The 22,708-nt window shown below is 72.8% G+C and carries 24 protein-coding genes; 8 read left to right on the forward strand and 16 right to left on the reverse strand.

The window, feature by feature from the left end:
• Window positions 1–36 precede the first annotated feature (36 nt).
• Window positions 37–420, reverse strand: a complete 384-nt coding sequence (locus ABZ911_RS05945; RefSeq protein WP_358052334.1) for an MBL fold metallo-hydrolase — start codon at window positions 418–420, stop codon at window positions 37–39.
• 121 nt (window positions 421–541) lie between these two features.
• Between ABZ911_RS05945 and ABZ911_RS05950 the strand changes: the two genes are divergently transcribed.
• Both ABZ911_RS05950 and ABZ911_RS05955 read left to right on the forward strand, forming a co-directional pair.
• Entirely contained in the window at window positions 542–1,222 is a 681-nt protein-coding gene (locus ABZ911_RS05950) for a TetR/AcrR family transcriptional regulator (protein WP_358052336.1), read from the forward strand.
• Window positions 1,159–2,517: a carotenoid oxygenase family protein gene (locus ABZ911_RS05955; protein ID WP_358052338.1), complete on the forward strand. Its 1,359-nt coding sequence runs from the start codon at window positions 1,159–1,161 to the stop codon at window positions 2,515–2,517. Before ABZ911_RS05950 ends, ABZ911_RS05955 begins: the two co-directional genes overlap by 64 nt.
• Before the next feature lie 7 nt (window positions 2,518–2,524).
• Here ABZ911_RS05955 and pcaC read toward each other — a convergent pair whose 3' ends face one another.
• From pcaC to ABZ911_RS05990, 7 genes are read right to left on the reverse strand one after another with little or no spacing between them, the layout of a single operon-like run.
• Window positions 2,525–3,664 carry a 4-carboxymuconolactone decarboxylase gene (pcaC, locus tag ABZ911_RS05960; protein ID WP_358052340.1) on the reverse strand — a complete coding sequence of 380 codons (1,140 nt, stop codon included), beginning with the start codon at window positions 3,662–3,664 and terminating at the stop codon, window positions 2,525–2,527.
• On the reverse strand, window positions 3,661–4,935 hold the full coding sequence (gene pcaB, locus ABZ911_RS05965) for a 3-carboxy-cis,cis-muconate cycloisomerase (RefSeq protein WP_358052342.1): 1,275 nt from the start codon (window positions 4,933–4,935) through the stop codon (window positions 3,661–3,663). Before pcaB ends, pcaC begins: the two co-directional genes overlap by 4 nt.
• Complete coding sequence (gene pcaG, locus ABZ911_RS05970) at window positions 4,922–5,473, reverse strand: protocatechuate 3,4-dioxygenase subunit alpha (protein WP_358052344.1); 552 nt, start codon at window positions 5,471–5,473, stop codon at window positions 4,922–4,924. The genes pcaB and pcaG overlap by 14 nt, the downstream gene beginning before the upstream one ends.
• Entirely contained in the window at window positions 5,470–6,234 is a 765-nt protein-coding gene (gene pcaH, locus ABZ911_RS05975; protein WP_358052346.1) for a protocatechuate 3,4-dioxygenase subunit beta, read from the reverse strand. The genes pcaG and pcaH overlap by 4 nt, the downstream gene beginning before the upstream one ends.
• Before the next feature lie 10 nt (window positions 6,235–6,244).
• Window positions 6,245–7,417, reverse strand: a complete 1,173-nt coding sequence (locus ABZ911_RS05980) for a thiolase family protein (RefSeq protein WP_358052348.1) — start codon at window positions 7,415–7,417, stop codon at window positions 6,245–6,247.
• Window positions 7,417–8,049, reverse strand: a complete 633-nt coding sequence (locus ABZ911_RS05985) for a CoA transferase subunit B (protein WP_358052350.1) — start codon at window positions 8,047–8,049, stop codon at window positions 7,417–7,419. Before ABZ911_RS05985 ends, ABZ911_RS05980 begins: the two co-directional genes overlap by 1 nt.
• Window positions 8,049–8,795, reverse strand: a complete 747-nt coding sequence (locus ABZ911_RS05990; RefSeq protein WP_358052352.1) for a CoA transferase subunit A — start codon at window positions 8,793–8,795, stop codon at window positions 8,049–8,051. Before ABZ911_RS05990 ends, ABZ911_RS05985 begins: the two co-directional genes overlap by 1 nt.
• Before the next feature lie 105 nt (window positions 8,796–8,900).
• Between ABZ911_RS05990 and ABZ911_RS05995 the strand changes: the two genes are divergently transcribed.
• The 4 genes from ABZ911_RS05995 to ABZ911_RS06010 all read left to right on the forward strand — a co-directional run bounded on the left by ABZ911_RS05995 (window position 8,901) and on the right by ABZ911_RS06010 (window position 14,058).
• Window positions 8,901–10,517, forward strand: a complete 1,617-nt coding sequence (locus ABZ911_RS05995; protein ID WP_358052354.1) for an IclR family transcriptional regulator C-terminal domain-containing protein — start codon at window positions 8,901–8,903, stop codon at window positions 10,515–10,517.
• 96 nt (window positions 10,518–10,613) lie between these two features.
• Window positions 10,614–11,249, forward strand: a complete 636-nt coding sequence (gene cmk, locus ABZ911_RS06000) for a (d)CMP kinase (protein ID WP_358052435.1) — start codon at window positions 10,614–10,616, stop codon at window positions 11,247–11,249.
• A gap of 31 nt (window positions 11,250–11,280) precedes the next feature.
• On the forward strand, window positions 11,281–12,711 hold the full coding sequence (gene der / locus ABZ911_RS06005) for a ribosome biogenesis GTPase Der (protein WP_358052356.1): 1,431 nt from the start codon (window positions 11,281–11,283) through the stop codon (window positions 12,709–12,711).
• A gap of 150 nt (window positions 12,712–12,861) precedes the next feature.
• Window positions 12,862–14,058 (forward strand): transposase, encoded by a 1,197-nt coding sequence (locus ABZ911_RS06010; protein WP_358052358.1) that lies wholly within the window; start codon window positions 12,862–12,864, stop codon window positions 14,056–14,058.
• A 39-nt stretch (window positions 14,059–14,097) separates the two neighbouring features.
• Here the strand turns inward: ABZ911_RS06010 and ABZ911_RS06015 are convergent, their stop codons facing one another.
• Complete coding sequence (locus ABZ911_RS06015) at window positions 14,098–15,984, reverse strand: multicopper oxidase family protein (protein WP_358052360.1); 1,887 nt, start codon at window positions 15,982–15,984, stop codon at window positions 14,098–14,100.
• Window positions 15,985–16,437, reverse strand: coding sequence for a DUF6220 domain-containing protein (locus ABZ911_RS06020; protein WP_358052362.1), 453 nt, complete (start codon window positions 16,435–16,437; stop codon window positions 15,985–15,987).
• Between the two features lie 361 nt (window positions 16,438–16,798).
• Here ABZ911_RS06020 and aspS point away from each other — a divergent pair, with 361 nt between their 5' ends.
• Window positions 16,799–18,085 carry an aspartate--tRNA(Asn) ligase gene (gene aspS / locus ABZ911_RS06025; RefSeq protein WP_358052364.1) on the forward strand — a complete coding sequence of 429 codons (1,287 nt, stop codon included), beginning with the start codon at window positions 16,799–16,801 and terminating at the stop codon, window positions 18,083–18,085.
• Here aspS and ABZ911_RS06030 read toward each other — a convergent pair.
• Genes ABZ911_RS06030 through ABZ911_RS06045 form a run of 4 tightly spaced genes read right to left on the reverse strand, consistent with a single transcriptional unit; the run spans window position 18,036 to window position 21,313 of the window.
• Window positions 18,036–19,574 carry an MFS transporter gene (locus ABZ911_RS06030; protein ID WP_358052366.1) on the reverse strand — a complete coding sequence of 513 codons (1,539 nt, stop codon included), beginning with the start codon at window positions 19,572–19,574 and terminating at the stop codon, window positions 18,036–18,038. The genes aspS and ABZ911_RS06030 overlap by 50 nt on opposite strands.
• On the reverse strand, window positions 19,574–20,221 hold the full coding sequence (locus tag ABZ911_RS06035) for an LppX_LprAFG lipoprotein (protein ID WP_358052368.1): 648 nt from the start codon (window positions 20,219–20,221) through the stop codon (window positions 19,574–19,576). Before ABZ911_RS06035 ends, ABZ911_RS06030 begins: the two co-directional genes overlap by 1 nt.
• Window positions 20,222–20,247: 26 nt before the next feature.
• Window positions 20,248–20,706: a MarR family transcriptional regulator gene (locus ABZ911_RS06040; protein WP_358052370.1), complete on the reverse strand. Its 459-nt coding sequence runs from the start codon at window positions 20,704–20,706 to the stop codon at window positions 20,248–20,250.
• Window positions 20,707–20,722: 16 nt separating this feature from the next.
• A complete protein-coding gene (locus ABZ911_RS06045; RefSeq protein WP_358052372.1) occupies window positions 20,723–21,313 on the reverse strand; it encodes a malonic semialdehyde reductase in 591 nt (196 codons plus the stop codon).
• A gap of 92 nt (window positions 21,314–21,405) precedes the next feature.
• Here ABZ911_RS06045 and ABZ911_RS06050 point away from each other — a divergent pair, with 92 nt between their 5' ends.
• Complete coding sequence (locus tag ABZ911_RS06050) at window positions 21,406–21,597, forward strand: hypothetical protein (RefSeq protein WP_358052374.1); 192 nt, start codon at window positions 21,406–21,408, stop codon at window positions 21,595–21,597.
• Here ABZ911_RS06050 and ABZ911_RS06055 read toward each other — a convergent pair.
• Together ABZ911_RS06055 and ABZ911_RS06060 are read right to left on the reverse strand one after the other, a co-directional pair.
• Window positions 21,588–21,767 carry a hypothetical protein gene (locus ABZ911_RS06055; RefSeq protein WP_358052376.1) on the reverse strand — a complete coding sequence of 60 codons (180 nt, stop codon included), beginning with the start codon at window positions 21,765–21,767 and terminating at the stop codon, window positions 21,588–21,590. The genes ABZ911_RS06050 and ABZ911_RS06055 overlap by 10 nt on opposite strands.
• Before the next feature lie 4 nt (window positions 21,768–21,771).
• Window positions 21,772–22,587 (reverse strand): 4'-phosphopantetheinyl transferase superfamily protein, encoded by an 816-nt coding sequence (locus ABZ911_RS06060; RefSeq protein WP_358052378.1) that lies wholly within the window; start codon window positions 22,585–22,587, stop codon window positions 21,772–21,774.
• Window positions 22,588–22,708: the final 121 nt, after the last annotated feature.

Raw genomic sequence — 22,708 nt, forward strand, 5'->3', positions numbered from 1 at the left:
AACGCGGGACGGCTGCCGGCCTCGCGTGGGCGGTGGTCAGAGGTCTACGGACTCGCCTGGGCTGAGGCGTCTGATGTCGGCGCCCAGGCCGGTCGCCTCACTGGCGAGGACGCTGTCCAGGACCCGCAGGCCCCACTCGTTGAGCAGTCCGTCGTGATGGTGCTTCTCGCCTACGGCTTTCACCTGGAAGCCCGCAACGGAGAAGGTGTCGCCGTCACGCACCACCGCCACGCGGTCGGCGAGGTCGGGCAGCTCGCGGGCCACGCCGGGACAGGTGTAGACGGCCAGGCTCGGGTTCTCCGCGGCGGCAGCGCGAAGGCGGTCGGGGTCGAGGTGGTCGAAGTGCTGGTGCGTGATGAGCACGGCCTCCGCCCCGGCCAGCGCCTCGGCCTCTGGAGTCATCGCGCCTGGATCGTCCATCGCATCCCCTGAGATCGGGGTGTTGCGACGAGCTCGAAGCGCGGGGCTTCTTGACGGGAGCGCGGGAGGCGCGTAGAAAGGCGGTAACAGTGTTACCGACTAGCAACGGTGTTACCCCTTCATGACGGCATATCAGCAGGCGCAGCAGGTCGGGCAGAGTGCGGTGCGCGCGACGATCCTGGACGCGGCGACCCACCTGCTCGTCACCGACGGGCCCGCCGCGCTCACCGTGCGCCGGATCTCCGCCGAGGTCGGTTGCTCGACCAAGGTCATCTACACGATGTTCGGCGGCAAGGACGGACTGGTCGAGGCGCTCTGGCTGGAGGGGTTCGCGCGGTTCGAGCGGCGGCTGCTGGAGGCGTCCGGAGATCCCGACCCGCTGTACCGGCTGGGCGACATCGGTGCCGCCTACCGGTCCTACGCGCTGGCCGAGCCCGACTACTACCGGGTCATGTTCCACGGCGTGATGCGGGGGTTCGAGCCGAGCGCGTGCGCCAAGGACACCTCGCGCGGCTCGTTCGGCATCCTCGTCTCCGTCGTTCAGGAGTGCCTGGACCAGGGCAGACTCCGCGGGGCGCCCGCGGCGGAGATCGCTGACCTGATCTGGATGGCAGTACACGGCGCAGTAAGTCTCGAAATTTCGGGCTTTTTCGGTACGGCCGAGGCGCAGGAACGCTTCAACCTGCTCTGCTCCTCGGTGCTCAGCCCCTTCCGACCCTCCCAGGAGAGGACAGTGCCATGGCTACCCCATACCGAGGCGGATTCGCCCCGGCCACCGAGGAGATCACCGCCTTCGACCTGAAGGTCACCGGCCGCATCCCCGGCGAGCTGACCGGCCGCTACCTGCGCAACGGCCCCAACCCGCTCAGCCTCGACGACCCGCACGCCGCCCACCTGTTCCTCGGCGAGGGCATGGTCCACGGAGTACGGCTGCGCGACGGCAAAGCCGAGTGGTACCGCAACCGCTGGGTCCGCAGCGCCGAGGTCGCCCGGCGCCTGGGCGAGGAGCCCCGGCCGGGCCCGGTGCACGCGGGCATGGACTTCGCCGCCAACACGCACGTCATCGGCCACGCGGGCCGTACCTTCGCGACGGTGGAGGCCGGGGCGCGGCCGTACGAGCTGAGCTATGAGCTCGACACGATCGGACCCTGCGACTTCGGCGGCACCCTGCCCGGCGGCTACGCCGCGCACACCAAGCTCGACCCGCACACCGGTGAGCTGCACGCCATCGCCTACTTCTTCGGCTGGGACCACCACCAGCACGTGGTGCTCGACCCGTCGGGCACGGTGACGCACACCCGGGACATCCCGGTCGCCGACGCGCCGATGGTGCACGACTTCGCCCTCACCGAGCGGTATGTGGTGCTGTACGACCTGCCGGTCACCTTCAGCATGGCCGCCGCCGAGAAGGGGACGCCGCTGCCGTACGTGTGGAACGACGACCACGCCGCGCGCATCGGGCTGCTGCCGCGCGACGGGGGCGAGATCGTGTGGGCGGAGGTGGACCCGTGCTGGGTCTTCCACACGCTCAACGCCTATGACGACGGGGACCAGGTCGTGGTCGACGTGGTCCGGTACCCGAAGCGGTTCGTGGAGGCGAGGCTCGATCTCGGCGGGGCGCCGACGCTCGACCGGTGGACGATCGACGTGCCGAGTGGCAAGCTCAGCGAGACCCGGCTCGACGACCGGGCGCAGGAGTTCCCCCGGATGGACGAGCGGCGTACCTCGCTGCCCTACCGGTACGGCTACACCGCCGCCGCCCGCGACCTGGTCGACGTCATCTACCCCGGGGACACCGAGCTGGAGGACCTGCCGGACGAGGCCTTCGACAACACGCTGATCAAGCACGACCTGCGGGCCGGGCGGCAGGAGGCGCGGCAGTTCGGCCGCGGCGCGTTCGTGGGCGAGCCGGTCTTCGTGGCCGCTGGCGAGGAGGAGGACGACGGCTACGTGCTGGCGTTCGTCAACAACCCCGCCCGGGGCGCCGCCGACCTGGTGATCCTGTCGGCGCGGGACTTCACCGGCGAGCCCGTCGGTGTCGTGCACCTTCCGGCCCGGGTCCCGCTCGGCTTCCACGGGAGCTGGGTCGCCGACTGACCGAGGCTCAGGACTCCTGTTCGCGCAGCACGCGCTGGGCGACGGCGAAGGCGGCGTTGGCGGCCGGGACACCGCAGTACACGGCGCTCTGCAGCAGCACCTCGCCGATCTCCTCGGCCGTCAGCCCGTTGCGCAGCGCCGCCCGCACGTGCATGGCCAGCTCCTCCAGATGGCCGTGCGCGACCAGCGCGGTCAGCGTGACACAGCTACGGGTACGGCGGTCCAGTCCCGGCCGGGTCCAGATCTCGCCCCAGGCGTACCGGGTGATGAGGTCCTGGAAGTCCGCGGTGAACGGGGTGGTCCGCGCGATCGCCCCGTCCACGTGCGCGTCCCCGAGCACGGCCCGCCGTACGGCCATGCCGCGCGCGTGCCGCTCGCCGTCGCCGGAGGCCCCGCTCAGGTGGGCGGTCAGGGCGGCGGTGACCGTTTCGGGCTGGTCGAGGTTGGCCAGGTGCGCGGCCCCCGCCACCTCCAGGAGGGTCGCCCGGGGGAGGCCGTCGGCCAGTTCCCTGGCGTGCGCGGGCGGGGTCGCCGGGTCCTCGCGCCCGGCCACGACCAGCACGGGCACCCCGATCGCCGCCAGCTCGGCCCGCACGTCGTACCCGGACAGCGCGTCGCAGCAGGCGGCGTACCCGGCGGGGTCGGCGGCGGCCATCTCGGCCACCATGCTCTCGTGCACCGGCCCGGCGAACCAGCGGGAGGCGGTGGCCTCCAGCAGCGGCTCGGTGCCCTTGTCCCGCACCAGCCCGGCCCGCTCCCGCCAGGCCGACGGCTCGCCGAACCGGGCCGAGGAGCAGACCATGCCCAGCGAGGTCACCCTGGCCGGACGCCGCAGCGCCAGCGTCGCGCCGATCGCGCCGCCGATGGAGACCCCGGCGTAGTGGAAGTGCGCCCAGCCGTGGTGGTCGGCCAGGTCGAGGACGAGCCGGGCCAGGTCGTCCATCGTGGTCGCGCCGGGCGCCGGGTCCGGCAGCGCGGAGGCCGCCGACCCGCCGTGCCCCGGCAGGTCGTAGCGGAGCACCCGGTGCGTGCGGGCCAGCACGGCCACCTGCGGGTCCCACAGGGCGATCGACGTGCCGAGCGAGGGCCCGAGGATCAGCCGGGGCCCGCCCTCGGGGCCGTCCAGGCGGTGGTGCAGCAGCGTCATCGGTTCTCTTCCCTCTCGTCGGCGCGGGTACGGCGCAGCGCCCGGTCCACCAGCGCGGCGGCGGAGCCGGTGTAGGCGGCGGGATCCAGCGGCTCGTCCAGGCCGAGCCCGGCCAGCGCCTCGGCCAGCGGCACGCCTTCGGCGGCGGCCGTGGACAGCAGCTCGCCGGCCCGGACGCGGCCGAGCCGGACCGCCAGCCGCTCGGAGACGATCAGGCCGCCGGTGAGGTCCAGGTTGGCGCGCATCCGCTCCGGACGCACCCGCAGGTCGCCGGCGAGCTCGGCCATGTCCCGCGCGGCACCCGCGACCAGCCGCAGCGCCTCGCGCAGCGGCTGCCACTCGGCATGCCACGCCCCGGCGGGCCGCTCGTCCTCGGCCACCATCGAGCCGAACAGCACCGCGGCCAGCGCCGGTACCTGCCGGGCCGCCGCCGCGACCAGCGTGGCCCGCACCGGGTTGCTCTTGTGCGGCATCGCCGACGAGCCGCCCCCCGACCCCTCGGCCACCTCGCCGATCTCGGTGCGCGACAGGACGAGCACGTCGGCGGCGGCCTTGCCCAGCGCGCCCGAGGTGAACGCCAGCGCGGCGGCCAGGTCGGCGACCGGGGTACGCAGCACGTGCCACGGCAGCGCGGGCTCGGCCAGCCCCGCCTGCCTGGCGTACTCGCCGAGCAGGCGCAGGTCGTCGCCCAGGCCGAAGGCGGCCAGCGTGCCCGCCGCGCCGCCGAGCTGGACCGGCAGCGCTTGCCGTACCGCGTGCAGGCGGTCGTGGGCGTCCAGGGTGAGGGCTCGCCAGCCGGCCGCCTTCAGGCCGAAGGTGGTCGGTACCGCGTGCTGGGTGAGGGTGCGGCCCGGCATGGGTGTGTCGCGGTGCTCGGCCGCCAGCGCGGCCAGCGAGTCCGCGAGGCGGTCCAGGTCGGCCAGGACCGGGCCGAGCGCGCGGTGCGCGAGCAGCATCATGGCCGTGTCGAGGATGTCTTGGCTGGTCGCGCCGTGGTGGGCGTACTCGCCCGCCGCCGCGCGCAGTTCGGCCACGAGCGGGATCACCGGGTTGCCGCCCCGCCGGGCCCGCTCCGCCAGCCCGCGCAGGTCGAAGCGCCCCTCGCGGGCGGCGGCCGTGATCGCCTCGGCCGCCTCGGCGGGGATCAGCCCGAGCGCCGCCTGCGCCCGGGCCAGCGCCGCCTCCGCGTCCAGCATGGCCCGCAGGAACGCCGCGTCGTCCGGCGCGGGCCCGCCCGGAGGCAGCAGTCCCGCCTCGTCACCCGAAGTCAAGGAACACCGTCTCCTTCGGCCCCTGCAGGTGGACGTCGAAGCGGTACACCCCCGGCCGCTCCCCGGCGGCCAGCAGCGTCGCCCGCCGCTCCGGCTCCAGCCCGCCCAGCAGCCGATCACCCGCCCGCTCGGCGAGGTAGATCCGGGTGTAGAGATGGTGCAGCAGCCCGCGCGCGAACACGCACACGCTGATGTACGGCGTGGCGCCCCCCGGCGGCAGCGTCCGCAGCGCCCAGTGCCCGTCGGCGTCCACCGCCACCCGCCCGAACCCGGTGAAGTCCAGCCCGTGCCGCCCGGCGACCGCCCCGGTGACCGGGTCCCGGCGCATCGACCCGGGCGCCCCGCGCAGACTCCCGGACGGGTCGGACTGCCAGAACTCCAGCAGCGCGTCGGGGACGGGCGCGCCATCGCCGTCGTAGACGTACCCGTGGACGGTGAGCGCGGCCTCGGCGGCCAGGTCGCCGCCGCCGGGGAAGGGCAGCGCGTAGCCGTAGAACGGGCCGACGGTCTGCGAGGGGGTGGGATCGAGCGGTGTCAACGGCCTTCCTCCATCCAGGTCGCCGCCGGGCCGTCCAGCACGATGTCCCAGCGGTAGCCGAGCGACCATTCGGGCGCCGACAGGTCGTGGTCGTATGCGGCGATCAGCCGCTGCCTGGCCCGCTCGTCGAGGACCGAGTTGAAGATCGGGTCGTACGGGAAGAGCGGGTCGTTCGGAAAGTACATCTGGGTGATGAGGCGCTGGGTGAACGCCTCGCCGTACAGGGAGAAATGGATGTGCGCGGGGCGCCAGGCGTTGAGGTGGTTGCGCCACGGGTAGGGGCCGGGCTTGATCGTGGTGAAGGTGTAGCGGCCCTCGTCGTCGGTCAGGCAGCGGCCGACGCCCGAGAAGTTGGGGTCGAGCGGGGCGGGGTGGTCGTCGCGCTGGTGGGGGTACCTGCCGGCGGCGTTGGCCTGCCACACCTCGACGAGCTGGCCGCGTACCGGGCGGCCGTGCCGGTCGAGCACCCGGCCCGACACCGTCATCCGCTCGCCGAGCGGCTCGCCGGGGTGCTGGCGGGTCAGGTCGGAGTCGAGCGCGGTGACGTCGGTGACGCCGAAGACCGGGCCGCTCAGCTCGGCCGCCTCCGGGTCTCCTCCGGCCGCGACCAGCGGGTGCTTGGGGTGGCGCAGCACGCTGCTGCGGTAGGGGGCGAAATCGCGGGCCGCGTGGTGCAGCGGCGCGCCGCCCGCCGCCCGCCGCTTGGCGTACGCCTCGTGCAGATCGGCCATCTCGCCGTTGATCTGGTCCTGCTCACTCACCAGTGGCTCCTTAACGTTCCAGGACGAGGGCCAGGCCCTGGCCGACGCCGATGCACAGGGCGGCGAGGCCGGTGCCGGATCCGGCGGCGGCGAGCTGGTGGGCGACCGCGCCGGTGATGCGGGCGCCGGACGCGCCCAGCGGGTGGCCGATCGCGATCGCGCCGCCCCGGGGGTTGACGACGGCCGGGTCCAGGCCGGGCAGTTCGGCCAGGCAGCCGAGCACCTGGGCGGCGAACGCCTCGTTCAGCTCGGCCACCGCCAGCTCGCCGGCGCTCCGGCCGGCCTTGGCCAGCGCCCGGCCGATCGCCTCGACCGGCCCCAGACCGAAGTACTGCGGCTCGATCGCGCTCACGCCGCTCGCCGTGATCCGGGCCAGCGGCTCACGGCCGATCGCCGCCAGGCCCTCCTCGTCGGCCAGCAGCAGCGCCGCCGCGCCGTCGCTCAGCGGGGAGGAGTTGCCCGCCGTCACCGAGCCGCCCTTGCGGAAGGCGGGCTTCAGCCTGGCCAGCGCCTCCAGCGAGGTGCCGTCCCTGACGCTCTCGTCGCGCGGCAGCTCCGCCAGCGGGGCCAGCTCGGCGTCGAAGGCGCCCTCCCGCCAGGCGCGGGCCGCCTTCTGGTGGCTGGCCAGCGCGTAGGCGTCCTGCGCCTCGCGGGAGAGGCCGTGCCGGTCCGCGATCAGCTCGGCGCCCTCGCCCAACGGGACGGTCCACTCCGCGGGCATGTCCGGGTTGACCAGCCGCCAGCCCAGCGTCGTGGAGACCAGTTCGGCGCCGCCCGCAGGGAAGGCGCGCTCCGGCTTGGGCAGCACCCACGGCGCCCGGCTCATCGACTCCACGCCGCCCGCCACCACGACGGAGGCGTCGCCCAGCGCGATCGCGCGATAGGCCTGCACGACCGCCTCCAGGCCCGACCCGCACAGCCGGTTCACCGTCGCGCCGGGCACGCTCACCGGCAGCCCGGCCAGCAGCGCCGCCATCCTGGCCACGTTCCGGTTGTCCTCGCCCGCGCCGTTGGCGTTGCCGAACACCACGTCGCCGATCGTGGCCGGGTCCAGGCCGGGGGAGCGGCCGAGCAGGGTCCTGATCGCGTGGGCGGCCAGGTCGTCGGGGCGGACGCCGGACAGCGCCCCGCCGTAGCGGCCGATCGGGGTGCGGACCGAGTCGACGACGTACACCTCGCGCATCAGGACTCCCTCACCTTGGCCGCGGTACGCGCCCGCAGCTCGGTCATCGTGACGCCCGGCGCGGTCTCGGCCAGCACCAGGCCGTCCGCGGTGACGTCGAGCACGCCCAGGTCGGTGATGATCCGGTGCACGCACGCCCGGCCGGTGAGCGGCAGCGAGCACTCCTCGACGATCTTCGGGCTGCCGTCCCTGGCCACATGCTCCATGACCACGAGCACCCGGCGGGCGCCGTGCACCAGGTCCATCGCGCCGCCCATCCCCTTGATCATCTTCCCGGGGACCGCCCAGTTGGCCAGGTCGCCGCGCGCGGACACCTGCATCGCGCCGAGCACCGCGGTGTCGATGTGACCGCCGCGGATCATGCCGAACGACAGCGAGGAGTCGAAGAACGACGCCCCGGCCAGTACGGTCACCGTCTCCTTGCCCGCGTTGATCAGATCCGGGTCCACCTCGTCGTCCATCGGATAGGGCCCCACGCCGAGCACGCCGTTCTCCGAGTGCAGGACCACGTTCACCCCGGGCGGCAGGAAGCCGGGGATGCGGGTGGGCAGGCCGATCCCCAGGTTCACGTACTCGCCGTCGCGTAGCTCGGCCGCGGCCCGCGCGACCATCTCGTCCCTGCTCCAGGCCATCAGCCGCGCACCGTCCTCTTCTCGATCCCCTTGTCGGCCGCCTGCTCGGGGGTCAGCGGCAGCACCCGCTGCACGAACACGCCCGGCAGGTGGATCTCGTCCGGCGCCAGCTCGGTGAGCTCCTCCACCTCGGCGACGGTGATCCGCCCGGCCATCGCGGCCAGCGGGTTGAAGTTCCGCGCCGACCTGTTGAAGGACAGGTTGCCGAACCGGTCGCCCCGGGCCGCGCGGACCAGCGCGTAGTCGGTGGTGATCGCCCGCTCCAGGATGTACTCCCGGCCGTCGAACTCGCGCACCTCCTTGCGCGGCGAGGTGACCGCCACCGAGCCGTCGCTCCCGTAACGCCACGGCAGGCCGCCGTCGGCGACCTGGGTGCCGACGCCCGCCGGGGTGAAGAACGCCGGGATGCCGCTGCCGCCGGCCCTGAGCCGCTCGGCCAGGCTGCCCTGCGGGATGAGCTCGACCTCCAGCTCGCCGGCCAGGTACTGGCGGGCGAACTCGCGGTTCTCGCCGATGAAGGAGGCGGTGACCTTGGCGATGCGGCCCGCGCCCAGCAGCAGGCCGAGGCCGCCGCCGTCCACGCCGCAGTTGTTGGACACGACGCCGATGTCGCGCACGCCCGCGGCGTACAGGGCCTGGATGAGCACGCTCGGCACGCCGCTCAGGCCGAAACCGCCGACGGCGAAGGACGCGCCGTCACGCACGTCCGCCACCGCCTCGGCCGCCGAGCTCACCACCTTGTCCATGCGGGGGGCTCCGTTCCGTAGGAGTGTTCGTTCAGTGAACTTTCGTTCATTATGGTGTTAGGGGGGAGCGTATACGATGCTGGACCACTGGCGGGAGGAGGGCGGATGCGAAAGTCGGTGACCGAGCCGGAGTCGTCGTCGCCCGAGGAGCTCGGCGGCACGCTGGAGCGCGGCCTGACCGTGCTGCGCACCCTGGCCGCCCACCCCGGCCTGCGGATGCGCGCGGGAGACCTGGTGCGCGCCACCGGCCTGGCGCGATCCACCGTCGACCGGATCGTCACCACGCTGGCCAGGGTCGGCTACGTCCGCCTGGAGGAGCGCGACCTGCTGCTCGCGCCCCGCCTCATGGAGCTGGGCAACGCCTACCTGTCCTGCTCGGGGCTGCCCCGCGCGCTGGACGACCTGGCCGCCGGGCTCGCCGACGAGCTCGACGAGTCGGTGTCCGTCGCCGTCCCCGACGGGGACGCCGCCCGCTTCGTCAGCCAGTTCACCCGCCGCAGGACCATGTCCGTCGCCTTCCGCATCGGCGACCTGCTGCCCGCCGAGCGCTGCGCGGCGGGCGCGCTCTTCGCCGCCGAGTGGCCCGAGGGGCGCTTCGAGGCCGGGCCGGTGGGCTTCGGCGAGCGGGCGGCGGCGGCGCGGGAGGCCGGGTGGGCGGTCGACGACCAGCTCATCCAGCCGGGGCTGATCGCCGTCGCGGTGCCCGTGCGCGAGCCCGGCGGGCGGCTGGTGTGCGCGGTCAGCGTGGTCAGCCACACCAGCAGGCACACCGTGCAGACGCTGCGCGAGCGCGCGATGCCGTCACTGCTCGCCTGCGCCACCGCCATGGAGGCGGCGCTCGCCGAGGAGCCGCCTGAGCCCGCCGAGCCCACCGCTCCGGTGGCGGGGGCGGCGGAGTGGTCGCGGGTGTCGAAGGAGGAGCTCGGGCCCGAGTTCCTGCAGACCCTCGCCCGCGGGCTGGCCGTGCTACTGGCCCTCGGCGCCCCCGGCGGCCTGACACTCGCCGCCGCCGCCCGGCGGACCGGCCTGCCCAGGGCCACCGTACGCCGCTCGCTGCTCACCCTGGCCCAGCTCGGCTACGCCGCCCAGGCGCCCGACGGGAAGAGGTTCGTCCTGCTGCCCCGGGTGCTGGAGCTCGGCTACGCCAGGCTGTCGGGGCTGGCCTTCCCCGACATCGTCCAGCCGCACCTGGCCGAGCTGGTCGAGCGGGTGCGCGACTCCGCCTCGGTGGCCGTGCTGTCGGGGACCGACGTGCTCTACGTGGCCAGGATGCCCACGGTCCGGATCATGAGCGTCAGCATCACCGTCGGCACCCGCTTCCCCGCCTACGCCACCTCGATGGGCCGGGTGCTGCTGGCCGGGCTGCCGCGGCAGGAGCTGGCCGCCCACCTGGCCGGCATCGACCCCACCCCGCTGACCCCGCACACCGTGACCAGCCGGGCGGACCTGGAGGCGGCGGTGGCGGTGGCCGGGCGCGACGGGTACTCGCTGGTGGACCAGGAACTGGAGGAGGGGCTGCGGTCCATCGCCGTACCGGTCCACGACCACGCCGGCCAGGTGATCGCCGCCGTGAACGTCGCCACCCACGTCAGCCGGGGCACCCCCGACGACCTGCGCCGCGACGTCCTGCCCGCGCTGGCGGAGGCCGCCGCCCGCATCGAGGCCGACCTCGCCGTCCAGGCAGGCCGCACGCCTGAAGGCCCCGCAACCGGTCTGGGGTGATTTCTTCACGTCGGATCGAATGGTCGCGAGGCGGTAGCCTCTTGAGGTTGGGCCACACGTGAAGAGGGAGAGGCCGTGACGGGACTGGTCGTCGCCATGGACGGACCTTCGGGGTCGGGCAAGTCGAGCGCGTCGCGCGGGGTGGCCCGCGCCCTCGGGCTCCGCTACCTGGACACCGGGGCGATGTACCGCGCGATCACCTGGTGGATGATCGAGCAGGGCGTCGACCTCGGCGACGCCGCCACGATCGCGGCCCGCTCGCACGAGCCCGTCCTGACCTCGGGCACCGACCCCGACGGCCCCACGATCCACGTCGACGGCGTCGACGTGGGCGAGCCCATCCGCGGCTCGGAGGTGACCGCCGCGGTCTCGGTGGTCGCCGCCGTACCCGAGGTGCGGGCCCGGCTGGTCGCCATGCAGCGCGAGATCATCGGCTCGGGCGACATCGTGGTGGAGGGGCGCGACATCGGCACGGTCGTCGCGCCCGCGGCCACCGTGAAGGTCTATCTCACGGCCAGCGCCGAGGCCCGCGCCCAGCGGCGCACCGCGGAGCTGACCGGCACCACGGTGGAGGCGCAGCAGGCCGCGATGGCCACCCGGGACACGCTGGACTCCACCCGCAAGACCGACCCACTCTCGATGGCGGTTGGCGCCGTCGAGCTCGACACCACCGCGCTGAACCTCGAGGAGGTCATCGCGGCGGTGCTGGGATTGATCAAGGAGCGCACCTGAGCAAGGTGCGGTACTCAAAGGAACGAGAAACGTGACAACGGGGGAGCACGACGACTCCGGCTGGATCGAAGCCGAACTCGCCGAACTCGAGATCGACCACAGCGACGAGACCGAGGCCTTCAGCGGCCCGCTGCCGGTGCTGGCCGTCGTCGGGCGGCCGAACGTCGGCAAGTCCACGCTGGTCAACCGCATCATCGGCCGCCGCGAAGCGGTCGTGGAGGACGTACCGGGCGTGACCCGCGACCGCGTCACCTACGACGCGACCTGGCGCGGGCGCCGCTTCACGGTCGTCGACACCGGCGGCTGGGACCCGGACGCCACCGGCATGAACCTGCGCATCGCCGAGCAGGCGCAGGTCGCGGTCGAGCTGGCCGACGTCATCATGTTCGTGGTGGACGCGGTGGTCGGCGCCACCGACGCCGACGAGATCGTCGGCTCGGTGCTGCGCTCGTCGGGCAAGCCGGTCATCCTGGCCGCCAACAAGGTCGACAACCAGCAGATGGAGCTGGAGGCCAGCTCGCTGTGGTCGCTCGGCCTCGGCGAGCCGCAGCCGGTCTCGGCCCTGCACGGCCGCTCCAGCGGCGACCTGCTCGACGTGGTGCTCGACAAGCTGCCCGAGACGCCGAAGCTGCGCTTCGACGCCGAGAAGGGCCCGCACCGGGTGGCGCTGCTCGGCAAGCCGAACGTCGGCAAGTCCTCGCTGCTGAACCGGCTGGCCGGCGAGGAGCGGGTGCTGGTCGACCCGATGGCCGGCACCACCCGTGACCCGGTCGACGAGCTGATCGACCTGGGCGGCACCACCTGGCGCTTCGTCGACACGGCGGGCATCCGGCGGCGCGACCGCGAGCTGCAGGGCGCCGACTTCTACGCCGCCATGCGCACCCGCTCCGCGCTGGAGCGCTCGGAGGTGGCGATCGTGCTGATCGACGCCAGCGAGGTGCTCACCGAGCAGGACTTGCGCATCATCAGCCTGGTGATCGAGTCGGGTCGGGCGATGGTCGTCGCCTTCAACAAGTGGGACCTGGTCGACGAGGACCGGCGCTACTACCTGGAGAAGGAGATCGACCGGCAGCTCGTACGGACCCCGTGGGCGCTGCGCGTCAACATCTCCGCCAAGACCGGCCGGCACATGGACCGCCTGGTCCCGGCGATCGAGAAGGCGCTGGACTCCTGGGCGACCCGGGTGCCGACCTCCCGGCTCAACGCCTTCCTCACCGAGCTGGTGCAGGCCACCCCGCCGCCGGTGCGCGGCGGCAAGCAGCCGAAGATCCTGTTCGCCACCCAGGCGGCCACCGAACCGCCCAAGTTCGTGCTGTTCACCTCGGGCTGGCTGGAGGACACCTACCGCAGGTTCATCGAGCGGCGCATCCGCGAGGAGTTCGGCTTCGCCGGCTCCCCGATCGAGGTGACCATGAAGATCCGCGAGAAGAAGAAGAGCGGCACGGCCCCGAAGAAGAAGTGAGCAGCGGCCGCCGCCGGGCAGCACCCGGCGGCGGCCTCACCGAGCACCTACAGCGTGGAGGCCCCGTCCTTCAGGTCGGGGAGGAATCGCGGGGCTTCGGGTCATGGTGTTCTCCTGATTCTGTCGGTGACGTTCGGTAGTTTGTTCGGCGTGTCCCGTTACCGGCTTCAGCCGACGCCCGCTCAGGAGGCGGCGTTGCTGGAGCACTGCGGGCACGCCCGATACGTGTGGAATCTCGCCGTTGAGCAGCATGCGCATTGGCGTCCGGGCCTGAGGTCCGGGCCGGGGTTCGCCGAGCAGTGTCGTCAGTTGACGGAGGCGCGGGCGGGGTTCGGGTGGCTGCGCGGCGGGTCGGTCATTGTGCAGCAGCAGGCGTTTAAGGATTTCGCGCAGGCGTTGGCGAACTTCTTCGCGGGAACGCATCGCAGGCCGGGGTGGCGTCGGCGCGGGCGGGGTGAGGGTTTCCGGATCGTCGCGGTCAGGGCGGGCGATGTGCGTCGCCTGTCGCGCAACGTGGGTGAGGTGAGGGTCCCGAAGGTGGGCTGGGTGCGGTTTCGCTGGTCGCGTGCCGTCCCTGTCGGGGTGAGGTCGTATCGGGTCACCCGTGATGCGGCGGGGCGCTGGCATGTGGCGTTCGCCGCGATCCCCGAGGCGATCCCCGCTCCTGGTAAGGGTGAGGTTGTCGGGGTGGACCGTGGTGTGAGCGTGTCGGCGGCGCTGTCCACGGGCGAGTTGCTGAAAGCGCCCGCGCTGTGCGATGGCGAGAAGTCCCGCCTGGGACGGTTGTTGCGCGGGCTGGCGCGGGCCGAGCGCGGCTCGAAGCGGCGCGGCAGGGTCAAGACGGCGATCGCGAAGCTGAAGGCGCGTGAGGTGGACCGGCGTAAGGACTGGGGCGAGAAGACGTCCACCGATCTGGCCCGCCGTTTCGACGTGATCGCGGTGGAAGACCTCAAGATCGGCAACATGACCCGGTCGGCCAAGGGCACCGTCGAAGCACCTGGCCGCAACGTCCGGCAGAAGGCGGGCCTGAACCGGGGCATCCTCGCAGGCGGCTGGGGCCTGCTCGTGGAACGGCTGGAGCACAAGGCTCCCGGCCGGGTCCGGAAGATCAATCCGCGTTTCACGTCGCGGACCTGCAACGCCTGCAAGCATGTCGCCGGGGAGAGTCGTGAGAGCCAAGCTCTCTTCCTGTGTGTGGCCTGTGGGTGGTGGGACAATGCCGACGTGAACGCGGCCCGCAATATTCGAGATACCGCCGCAGGGCATGCGGTGGCCGCACGGGGAGGCCCGCCGTTGGGCGAGCCCGAGAACCGTGAATCTCAACACGACCTCCTCCCCGTGGGGTAGTCGCCGTTGGAATCCCCGCCCTTCAGGCGGGGGAGGATGTCAATCCGGATGGTTGGCCATGCGCTCGCCCACCGCGAACGGGCTGCGCACCCCCTCGTAGGTGAAGTGCAGCGTCATCCCCTCGGCGGCGTGCTTGAGCTCGTGGCAGTGCGACAGCCACACGCCCGGATTGTCGGCCTTGAGGGCCACCTCCCACACCTCGCCCGGAGCCACGTCGAAGCTGTCCATCCAGAGCGGCGCCGCCGGCACGCCGTCGCGCGACAGCACCAGCACATGGTGGCCGTGCGGGTGCATCGGATGCAGGTCCCCGCTCCTGTTGACCACGGTGAAACGCACCCACTCGCCCTCGGCCACCACGGGCGCCGGGATGCGCGGCCACACCTCCCCGTTGACCGTGTACGACGGCAGCGGCAGGCCCAAGCGCGGCACCAGGAGCCGGTCGAGGACCCAGGTGTGGTCGCGGTCGAAGCGGGCGGGGACGGCGGGGCCGCGCGTGCCGTACCGGGTGATGTCGATCAGCGGGCCCGAGGGCGGGGGCGGTGCGGCGCCGGAGCCGGGGGTGAGCAGCAGGCCCGTGCCCGGGTTCTCCGTCGACAGCGCCACCGGGCGCGCGGGCATGGTGAAGGTCAGGTCGTAGCGCCCGCCCGCGGCGAGCTGTGCCCGCTCACCGGCCAGCTCCCGCCCCTCGACCGGCATCCCGTCCACGGCCCCGATCCGGTACGGCACGCCCGCCACCCCCACCGTGTGCGGCCCGTTGTCGGTGTTGACCATCCGCAGCCGCACCGCCGTACCGGGCGCGACCGTCCGCGACACCACCCCGTCGTCCGGCCCCCCGGACCCGACCGAGGTGGTCGGCGTCCCGTCGAAGGAGTGCAGCAGCACCGCCTCGTCGAACCCCGACGGCGCGGCGGCGTCGACAATGAACGCCCCGAACAGCCCCTTCTGCAGGCCGAGGTTGGGCGTCTCGTGCGTGTGGTACCAGTAGCTGCCCGGCTGGTCCGCGGTGAACCGGTAGACGAACCGGCCGCCCCGCCGGACCGCGTCCTGCGTGACGCCCGGCACCCCGTCCTCGCCGTTGGGCACATGGTAGCCGTGCCAGTGCAGCGTGACGCCCCTGTCGGCCAGCTCATTGGCCAGCGTGACCTCGACCGTCTCGCCCTGCCGTACCCTGATCTGCGGTCCGGGTGAGCCGCCGTTGAACGTGAGCGCCTCGATCTTCCGCCCCGAGCGCAGCGTGACGGTCGCGGGCCTGGCCGTGAGCGTGAACCTGCGCACCTCGCCGCCGCCGTCGCCGCCCCGTAGCGCGGTGACGTCGACCCCGCCGCCACCCGCCAGCCGCAACTCGTACGGCGGGCGGGCGTTCCACAGGCTCGCCCCCGTCCAGGCCAGCGCGAGCAGCGCCACGACGCTGCCCGCCACCCGCCAGAGGCGCCCCGGCGGCCCCGTGCGGGTGAGCATCCGCCAGGTGGCGGCCGTGCCCGCGAAGACGGCCGCGACCAGCACCGCCGCCAGATACCCCCGGATCGGGTAGCCCACGGAGAAGGTGATCAGCACCCCCGCCACCGCGGCGTAACAGGCGGCGAGGGGAAGGACGGCGACCGCGGGAGGCAGGGTCGCCGTCCCCCTCGCCACCCGCGGCAGCCGGGGAAGGCTGACCACCGCGGCGGCGATCGCGGGAGGCAACAGCAGGGGGAGCGCGAGCAGGACCTTCTCACCGGCGAACCACCAGCCGTGCCCGGCCAGCAGCGCGACGGTCGCGACCCGGCCCGCCGTGCCGAGCAGCGCCCCCGCGAGCAGCGCGGCGGCGGCACAGGCCAGGCGCGGGACCTTGCGGGAGGCCAGGGCATAGCCTCCCGCGCAGCCCCACAGCGCGGCGACCAGAATGACCAGGATCTGGTCGAGCGCGATCAGCGCGGCTGAGGACACTCAGACCGCTTCTGTGGTCTTCGCGCCGGGCGCGGCCTTGTCGTGCGCCTGGGCGCCGCGGAAGGCCAGCACGGCCGCCCACAGCATGGCCACGCCGACGATCGCGTGGAAGCCCAGCACCACCAGGCCGCCCGTGTTGGTCTTGGTCTCGGTCGCGCCGGCCATCCCGGCCAGCGGGAACAGCACCATGATCTGCACGACGGCCGCCAGCAGCGGAACGGCGCTCAGCAGGATGATCCGCCCCGGCGCCCGCGCGATGGCCGCCATGATCGTGGTGAGCAGGGAGACCGCCGGGATGGCGATCGTGCCGTTCATCGCGTGCCAGCCGATCGCGGCGCCTTCCGCGCCCACGGCCGGGGTCGGCCGCTCGAACGCGCCGAACGTCGCCAGGTAGAACTGCAGGATCACGAGGGCGAGCTGCACCAGCGTGAACCCCACCAGAGCCTTGCGCATGGGGTGCTCCTCAAAGGCAGAGTGTCCGCACGAGGTCCATCGTGGGCGCGTCACCGCCTCCGCACATGAGTAGCCCCATACTCATGTTCGCCTGTTATCCTCTCCGGCAGAGCGTTGACGGAGACGAGTAACCGGGACCCACGCGGGCCGAGAGAGCCGCCGGAAGCTGTGAAGGCGGACCCGCGCTCCACGGCGAAGACACTCCTGAGCTGCGGGGAGGCAATGCCCCGCCGGTCTGACCCCCGTCACCGGGTCGCCACGAGGCCGCCTCTCAGGGGCGGCGAAAGTGCGCTGGTACCGCGAGTTCCCTTCTCGCGCGCACTCCCAAGGGGTCAGAGCAAGATCCTTCCGAGGAGTTGTGATGATCTCTCGTGTCCTGTCGGCGGAGCTTTCCGAGCACGCCGGCCAACGAGTGAAGATCGCCGGCTGGGTGCACCGCCGCCGCCGGCTCAAGTCCGTGTCCTTCCTCGTCGTCCGCGACCGCGCCGGCCTGGCGCAGGTCGTCGGCACCGGCGAGGACCTGCCGGGCGAGGAGAGCGTCGTCGAGGTCACCGGCCTCGTGACGGCCGCCCCGCAGGCGCCCGGCGGCGTCGAGCTCACCGAGCCCGAGATCGCCGTGCTGGCCGAGCCCGCGCAGCCGCCGCCGTTCGACCTCTACCGCCCGTCCGTCGCCGCCGCGCTGCCGACGATCCTGGACCACGCGCCCGCCGCGCTGCGCCATCCGGCGCTGAAGGCGCCCTTCGAGATCGCCGCCGCCTCCGTCGCCGGGTTCAGGAACGCCCTGGACGGCCTGGGCTTCACCGAGATCCAGACGCCGAAGATCGTCGCCTCGGCCACCGAGTCGGGCGCGAACGTCTTCGGCATCGACTACTTCGGCGAGCCCGCCTACCTCGCCCAGTCGCCGCAGTTCTTCAAGCAGGCCATGGTCGGCGTGTTCGAGCGCGTCTACGAGGTCGGGCCGGTCTTCCGCGCCGAGCCGCACGACACCGCCAGGTACCTGGCCCAGTACACCAGCCTCGACGCCGAGCTCGGCTTCGTCCGCGACCACCGCGACGTCATGGCGGTACTCCGCGACGCCCTCGCCGGCATGGTCTCCGAGGTACGGCGCCGCGCCCCCGCCGCCGTCCGGCTGCTGGACCTGACGCTGCCCGAGGTGCCCGCCGAGATCCCGGCCGTGCACTTCACCGAGGCCCAGGAACTGCTCGCCGCGCACACCGGCGAGGACCCGCGCGGCGAGCCCGACTTGGCGCCCGCGCACGAGCGCTGGCTGTCGGAGTGGGCACTGCGCGAGCACGGCTCGGACTTCCTGTACGTCACCGGCTACCCGATGGCCAAGCGCCCCTTCTACACCCACCCCGACCCGGCCAGGCCCGGCTACTCCAACGGCTTCGACCTGCTGTTCCGGGGGCTGGAGCTGGTGACGGGCGGGCAGCGGCTGCACCGGCACGGCGACTACCTGGCCGCGCTGGCCGCCAGGGGCGAGGCCGCCGGGCCGTACGAGGGGTATCTGGCCGCGTTCGCGCACGGCATGCCGCCGCACGGCGGGTTCGCGATCGGGTTGGAACGCTGGACCGCCCGGCTGACGGGGGCGGCGAACGTCAGGCAGACGACGCTGTTCCCGCGCGACCTGCACCGCCTCGTGCCCTAGGCATGAACGCCGCCGTGAAGGCGGCCAGCACGCAGATCCACATCGTGATGAAGAACATCTCGGTGTACTCCACGTGCAGGGCCGCCTTCAGCTTCGCGGTGTACTCGGCGAGCTGCCCGGCGTAGGTCATCGCGTCGACCCCGACGGGCAGCGGGGTGTCCAGGTCGGCGGTCAGCGTCTGGAAGCGGTGGAAGCCCCACGCCGCCACCGCGGCCAGGCCGATCAGCATGCCCATCATCCTGGCCACCACGACCGCCGCCGAGGCCACGCCGTGCTGGTCGGCCGGGCTGACCCGGAGCACGGCCGCCGAGACGGGCGCGATGACCAGGCCGAGGCCGGCTCCGGCGACGACGAGGGCGACGTCGACCTGGAGACCGGCCGAGGCCAGGTCCAGTGGCCACGCGCTCATCAGCCCGTAGCCGACGGCGGCGATCACCAGCCCGGCGACCGTGACGACCGCGTCGCCGAGCCTCCTGGCGAGCATCCCGCCGAGCAGCGCGCCCACCGGCAGCGCGATGAGGAACCGGGCCAGCACCAGGGCGGCGTCCAGCGCCTCCAGACCGAGCAGCGTCTGCGCCGCGAACTGCACGAACACCATGGTCACCAGCAGTGCCGCGCCGCTCAGGAAGCTCACCGCCAGCGAGGCCAGCAGCGGCCCCTTGCGCGTCCGCGACAGGTCCAGCAGCCGCACCGGGGAGCGGATCTCCCACCACACGAACACCGCCCCGGCCGCGACGCCCAGGCCGATCAGCGGAAGCCCCCAAGGGGGCAGCACCGTGCCGGCCGGGTCGGGGTTGTAGCACCCGGCCACGAGCAGGCCCAGCGCCAGCGCGAGCAGGGCGCCGCCGGTGACGTCCACGGGTGCGGCCGTACGGGCGGCCCGCGGGCGCGGCGCGGGAACGGTGAGCTGGACGGCCACCGCCGCCGCGGCGGCCAGCGGCACATTGACCCAGAAGATCGCGTGCCACCCGCCCAGCTCCACCCCCAGCACCTGTACGGCGGGCACCAGCGCGACCAGCCCGCCGTACAGCGGCCCGAGGGCGCTGCCCAGCTCCTGGGCCGCGCCCACCGCGCCCAGCGCGACGGGACGCTCCCTCTGCTCCCACAGGTCGCTGACCAGCGCCATCGTGATCGGCAGCAGCGCGCCGCCCGCGATGCCCTGGATCGCCCGGCCGGTCACGACCATCGGCAGCGAGGCGGCCAGCGCGGTGAGCACCGATCCGAGGGCGAAGAAGGCCAGGCAGGCGTGGATGAGGGGGCGCCGGCCGTACCGGTCGGAGAGCTGGCCGAGGAGCGGCATCGCCGCGATGTAGCCGAGCAGGAAGCCGGTGACGACGGGGGTGGCCCGCTCCACGTGGTTGAGCGGGACTCCGACGTCCGCGGCGACGTCGATGAGGACGGTGACGACGACGTAGGCGTCGAGGGCGGCCAGCAGGACGGCGGTGCCGCCGACGCCGAGGGCGACCCTGCGGCGGGAGGCCACGGCCATCAACTGGCCGGGGCGGTGATCTGGACGGGCGCGTCGAAGTCCGCCAGCGTCACGGTGATCGAGCCGCCCTCCAGCGGCAGCCTGGCCTTGGTCAGCCTGCTCGTGGCCTTGTCGAGCCAGACCTGGCCCTTGACGTCCTGGGCGACGCCGGGGATGAGCGTGGCGAGGGGCTGGGCGGGGAAGGTGGCGGCGACCCGGTACGAGCCGTCCTCCTCGGCCTCGGTGCGCGCGTCCTGGGTCTGCGTCAGCAGCAGCGAGACGCCCTTCGCGGGGTCGAGGATGGCCGACGGGTCGTAGTTCATCGCCTGCAGCAGGCCCTGCCGCTTCATCGTCTGGTAGCCGCCGGTCGGCCCCTTGAAGTGCACGTTGTCGCCGAGCAGGACGAAGGCGAACTCCTGCAGGCTGCCGAACACCTGGATCTGCAGTGTGCCGTCGGCGTCGCCGGTCGCGACGATCCGCCCGTCCGCGCTCCTCAGCGGGACGGGCAGCTTGCCCTCCGTGGCGATCGAGAAGGAGGCGCTCTTGACCGCCTTCATCGCCTCGGCGGACTTCCTCATTAAGTCGGGCCCGCCGGGCAGGGCCGTCTCGCCCGTGGAGCAGGCCGAGAGCAGGGCGATGGCCAGGACGAGCAGCAGCTTACGGAGCATGGCCGGATCGTAGCGAGCGGCCGGGCTCAGCGCATGCCCTTGAGGTGTTCCAGAATGGGAGCGTATGCCCGCTCCAGCGCTTCGAGCTGGTCGTCGGTCAGGCGGTCGACGAAGTGCTCGCGCACGCTGGACACATGGTGCGGCGCCACCCGCTGCGTGGTGGCCCAGCCCTCCTCGGTCAGCACCGCGAACGTGCCGCGGCGGTCGTCCCGGCAGTTCTCCCTGACGACGAGCCCGGCCGTCTCCATGCGGGAGATCTGGTGCGAGAGCCGGCTGCGCGACTGGATGGTCGCGTCGGCCAGGTCGCTCATCCGCATGCGGCGGCCGGGGCTCTCGGAGAGGTTGACCAGGATCTCGTAGTCGTTCAGCGACAGGCCGTGCTCCTGCAGTTCCCGGTCGAGACGGTGGGACAGGAGTTTGTGCACCGCCAGATGGGCACGCCAGGCGCGCTGTTCGGTCGCGGTCAGCCAGCGAGGCGAGCTCATGATCCCAATCTACCTCTCACAGCGTGGTGACGACCTCGTCGTAGTCGAGGCGAGGCTGCCGCTCGAACCACGCGTTCTCGCCGGGACGGCCGAGGTTCACCACGGCGAGCACCGCGTGGTCGCCGTCGGGGAAGAACTCCTTGCTCAGCGCCTCGGCGTCGAACCCGGTCATCGGGCCCGCGGCCAGGCCGGCCGCCCGCACGCCCACGATGAAGTAGCCGATCTGCAACGCGGCGTTGAACCTGGCGGTCGCGACACGCCTGGCTTCGTCGGCCGCGAACCTGTCCTGGGCGCCGGGGGCGATCGGGAAGGTCCTCGGCAGCTCGTGGTGGAAGTCGAGGTCGGCGGCGAGGATCGCGACGAGCGGGGCGGCGGCGGTCTTGGCCTTGTTGCCCTCGGCCATGTGTATCACCAGACGCTCGCGCGCCTCGGGGGAGCGGGCCAGGACGATCCGCAGCGGCTGCGCGTTCATGGCCGTCGGCGGGAACTTCACCAGCTCGTAGACGGCCCGCATGAGCTCGTCGTCCACCGGCTCGCCGGTGAAGTTGTTGGCGGTGCGCGCTTCCCGGAAGAGAAGGTCCTGGGCCTCGTCGGACAACCTGATCATGCTCGTACTCCTGGGACGATTTGTCATGGTTCGTCCCGTTTAACCTGAGTTAACTTTCAACTATTCCGGAAGCCCGGCCCGAGGTGGAGGACGTGGTCGAGCTGCTCACCATGATCCTCGGGCCTGGCCGGATCATGGTCGCAGTGAAGATCGATTTTCGGGAGGAGGCGACCGCCGCCGGGCTGGAGAACGCCGGCGACGAACTCGACCGCCGATTTCGCAGCCGCGTTCCCGGGATCAGCCAGGTCTTCCTGGACCCGACCCCGACGAGACGTCAGCCGTAGAAGTGCATCACCACGGCCAGACCGACGACGTGGATGAGCACGACGCCGATGATGAGGAAGAGGAAGACGAACTTGGCCGGGCCGTGCTCGAAGAGCTTGCCTTCTTCGAGCGGCTTGAGTTTGGCCTGCCGCTCGGCGATGCGCTCCTCAATGGGCTTGCGATAGAACACGCTTTCAGCTTAGTCGAGGTATGGGCAGGTACCTTGGGGGGCCATCGGTGACAATGCTCACCACGACCCCGCCCTCCGTGCGCCATTCCAGCAGGTGCCATCCGTGGGGGGTGAACCAGGCGCGCGCCCGGCTCGCCGCTCGCTCGTGAGGGTTCTGGCGCCCCGCCGGGTCCGTCCGCTGCGAGCCAGGCCCGGACGGGGCTGCCTCGCGCGGGCCTTGGCCGGTGGGGGTCGTATCGTGCGGGTCCGGTGTGGGCGGGGCCGTATCGTGCGGGTCCGGTGCGGGCGGGGGCGTGTCGTGTGGGTCCAGGGGGGAGAGGTCCATCTCACGCAGGCGGTCCAAGGTGAGCTCGCCGCGCTTGATCAGCGCCTCCTTGCGCGTCCACAGCCGGATCAGGTCGGCGTTGTCGCGCACCCAGGCCCGCTCGCGCGGGGCCAGCACCTGCGCCGCCAGCCCCTCGTCGAGCGGCCCCTCCGGGATCTGCTCGCAGTCCACCCCGACCCGGCCCGCGCCGACCGCCGCGCAGACGTGGTCCCGGCTGTGGCTGAGGCTGACACCCAGCTCGGGGGCCTGCTCAAGGTACGGCCTGCCGTGCCCGGGCCCGTGCACCTCGCAGTGCTGCAGCAAGGTGACCCGGTCCGGGGGGAGGTCGAGGTAGGCGGCGGCGCAGTGCCGTACCAGAAGATGGGCGGCCACGAACGCGCGGCGGTCGGAGTCGCGGCGGAACCGGGCGGCCCGCTCCCGCTCGACCGGCGTCAGCCACCGCTCGTCACCCGCGACATCGGCGACCGATCCGGCCATCACCAGTGGATCACTCATCCGCCCAGCCTAGATCTCCGCCGCGCGCCAGGCGCTCGGCGGGCTCGCCGTGAAGACGCCGGAGTGGGGCCAGCGGGTGCAAGGCAGTCCGGAGTGGGGCCGACGGTGCAAGGCAGTCCGG

The sequence above is a fragment of the Nonomuraea sp. NPDC046570 genome (assembly GCF_040645915.1).
In the GTDB taxonomy this organism is placed as follows: Bacteria; Actinomycetota; Actinomycetes; order Streptosporangiales; family Streptosporangiaceae; genus Nonomuraea.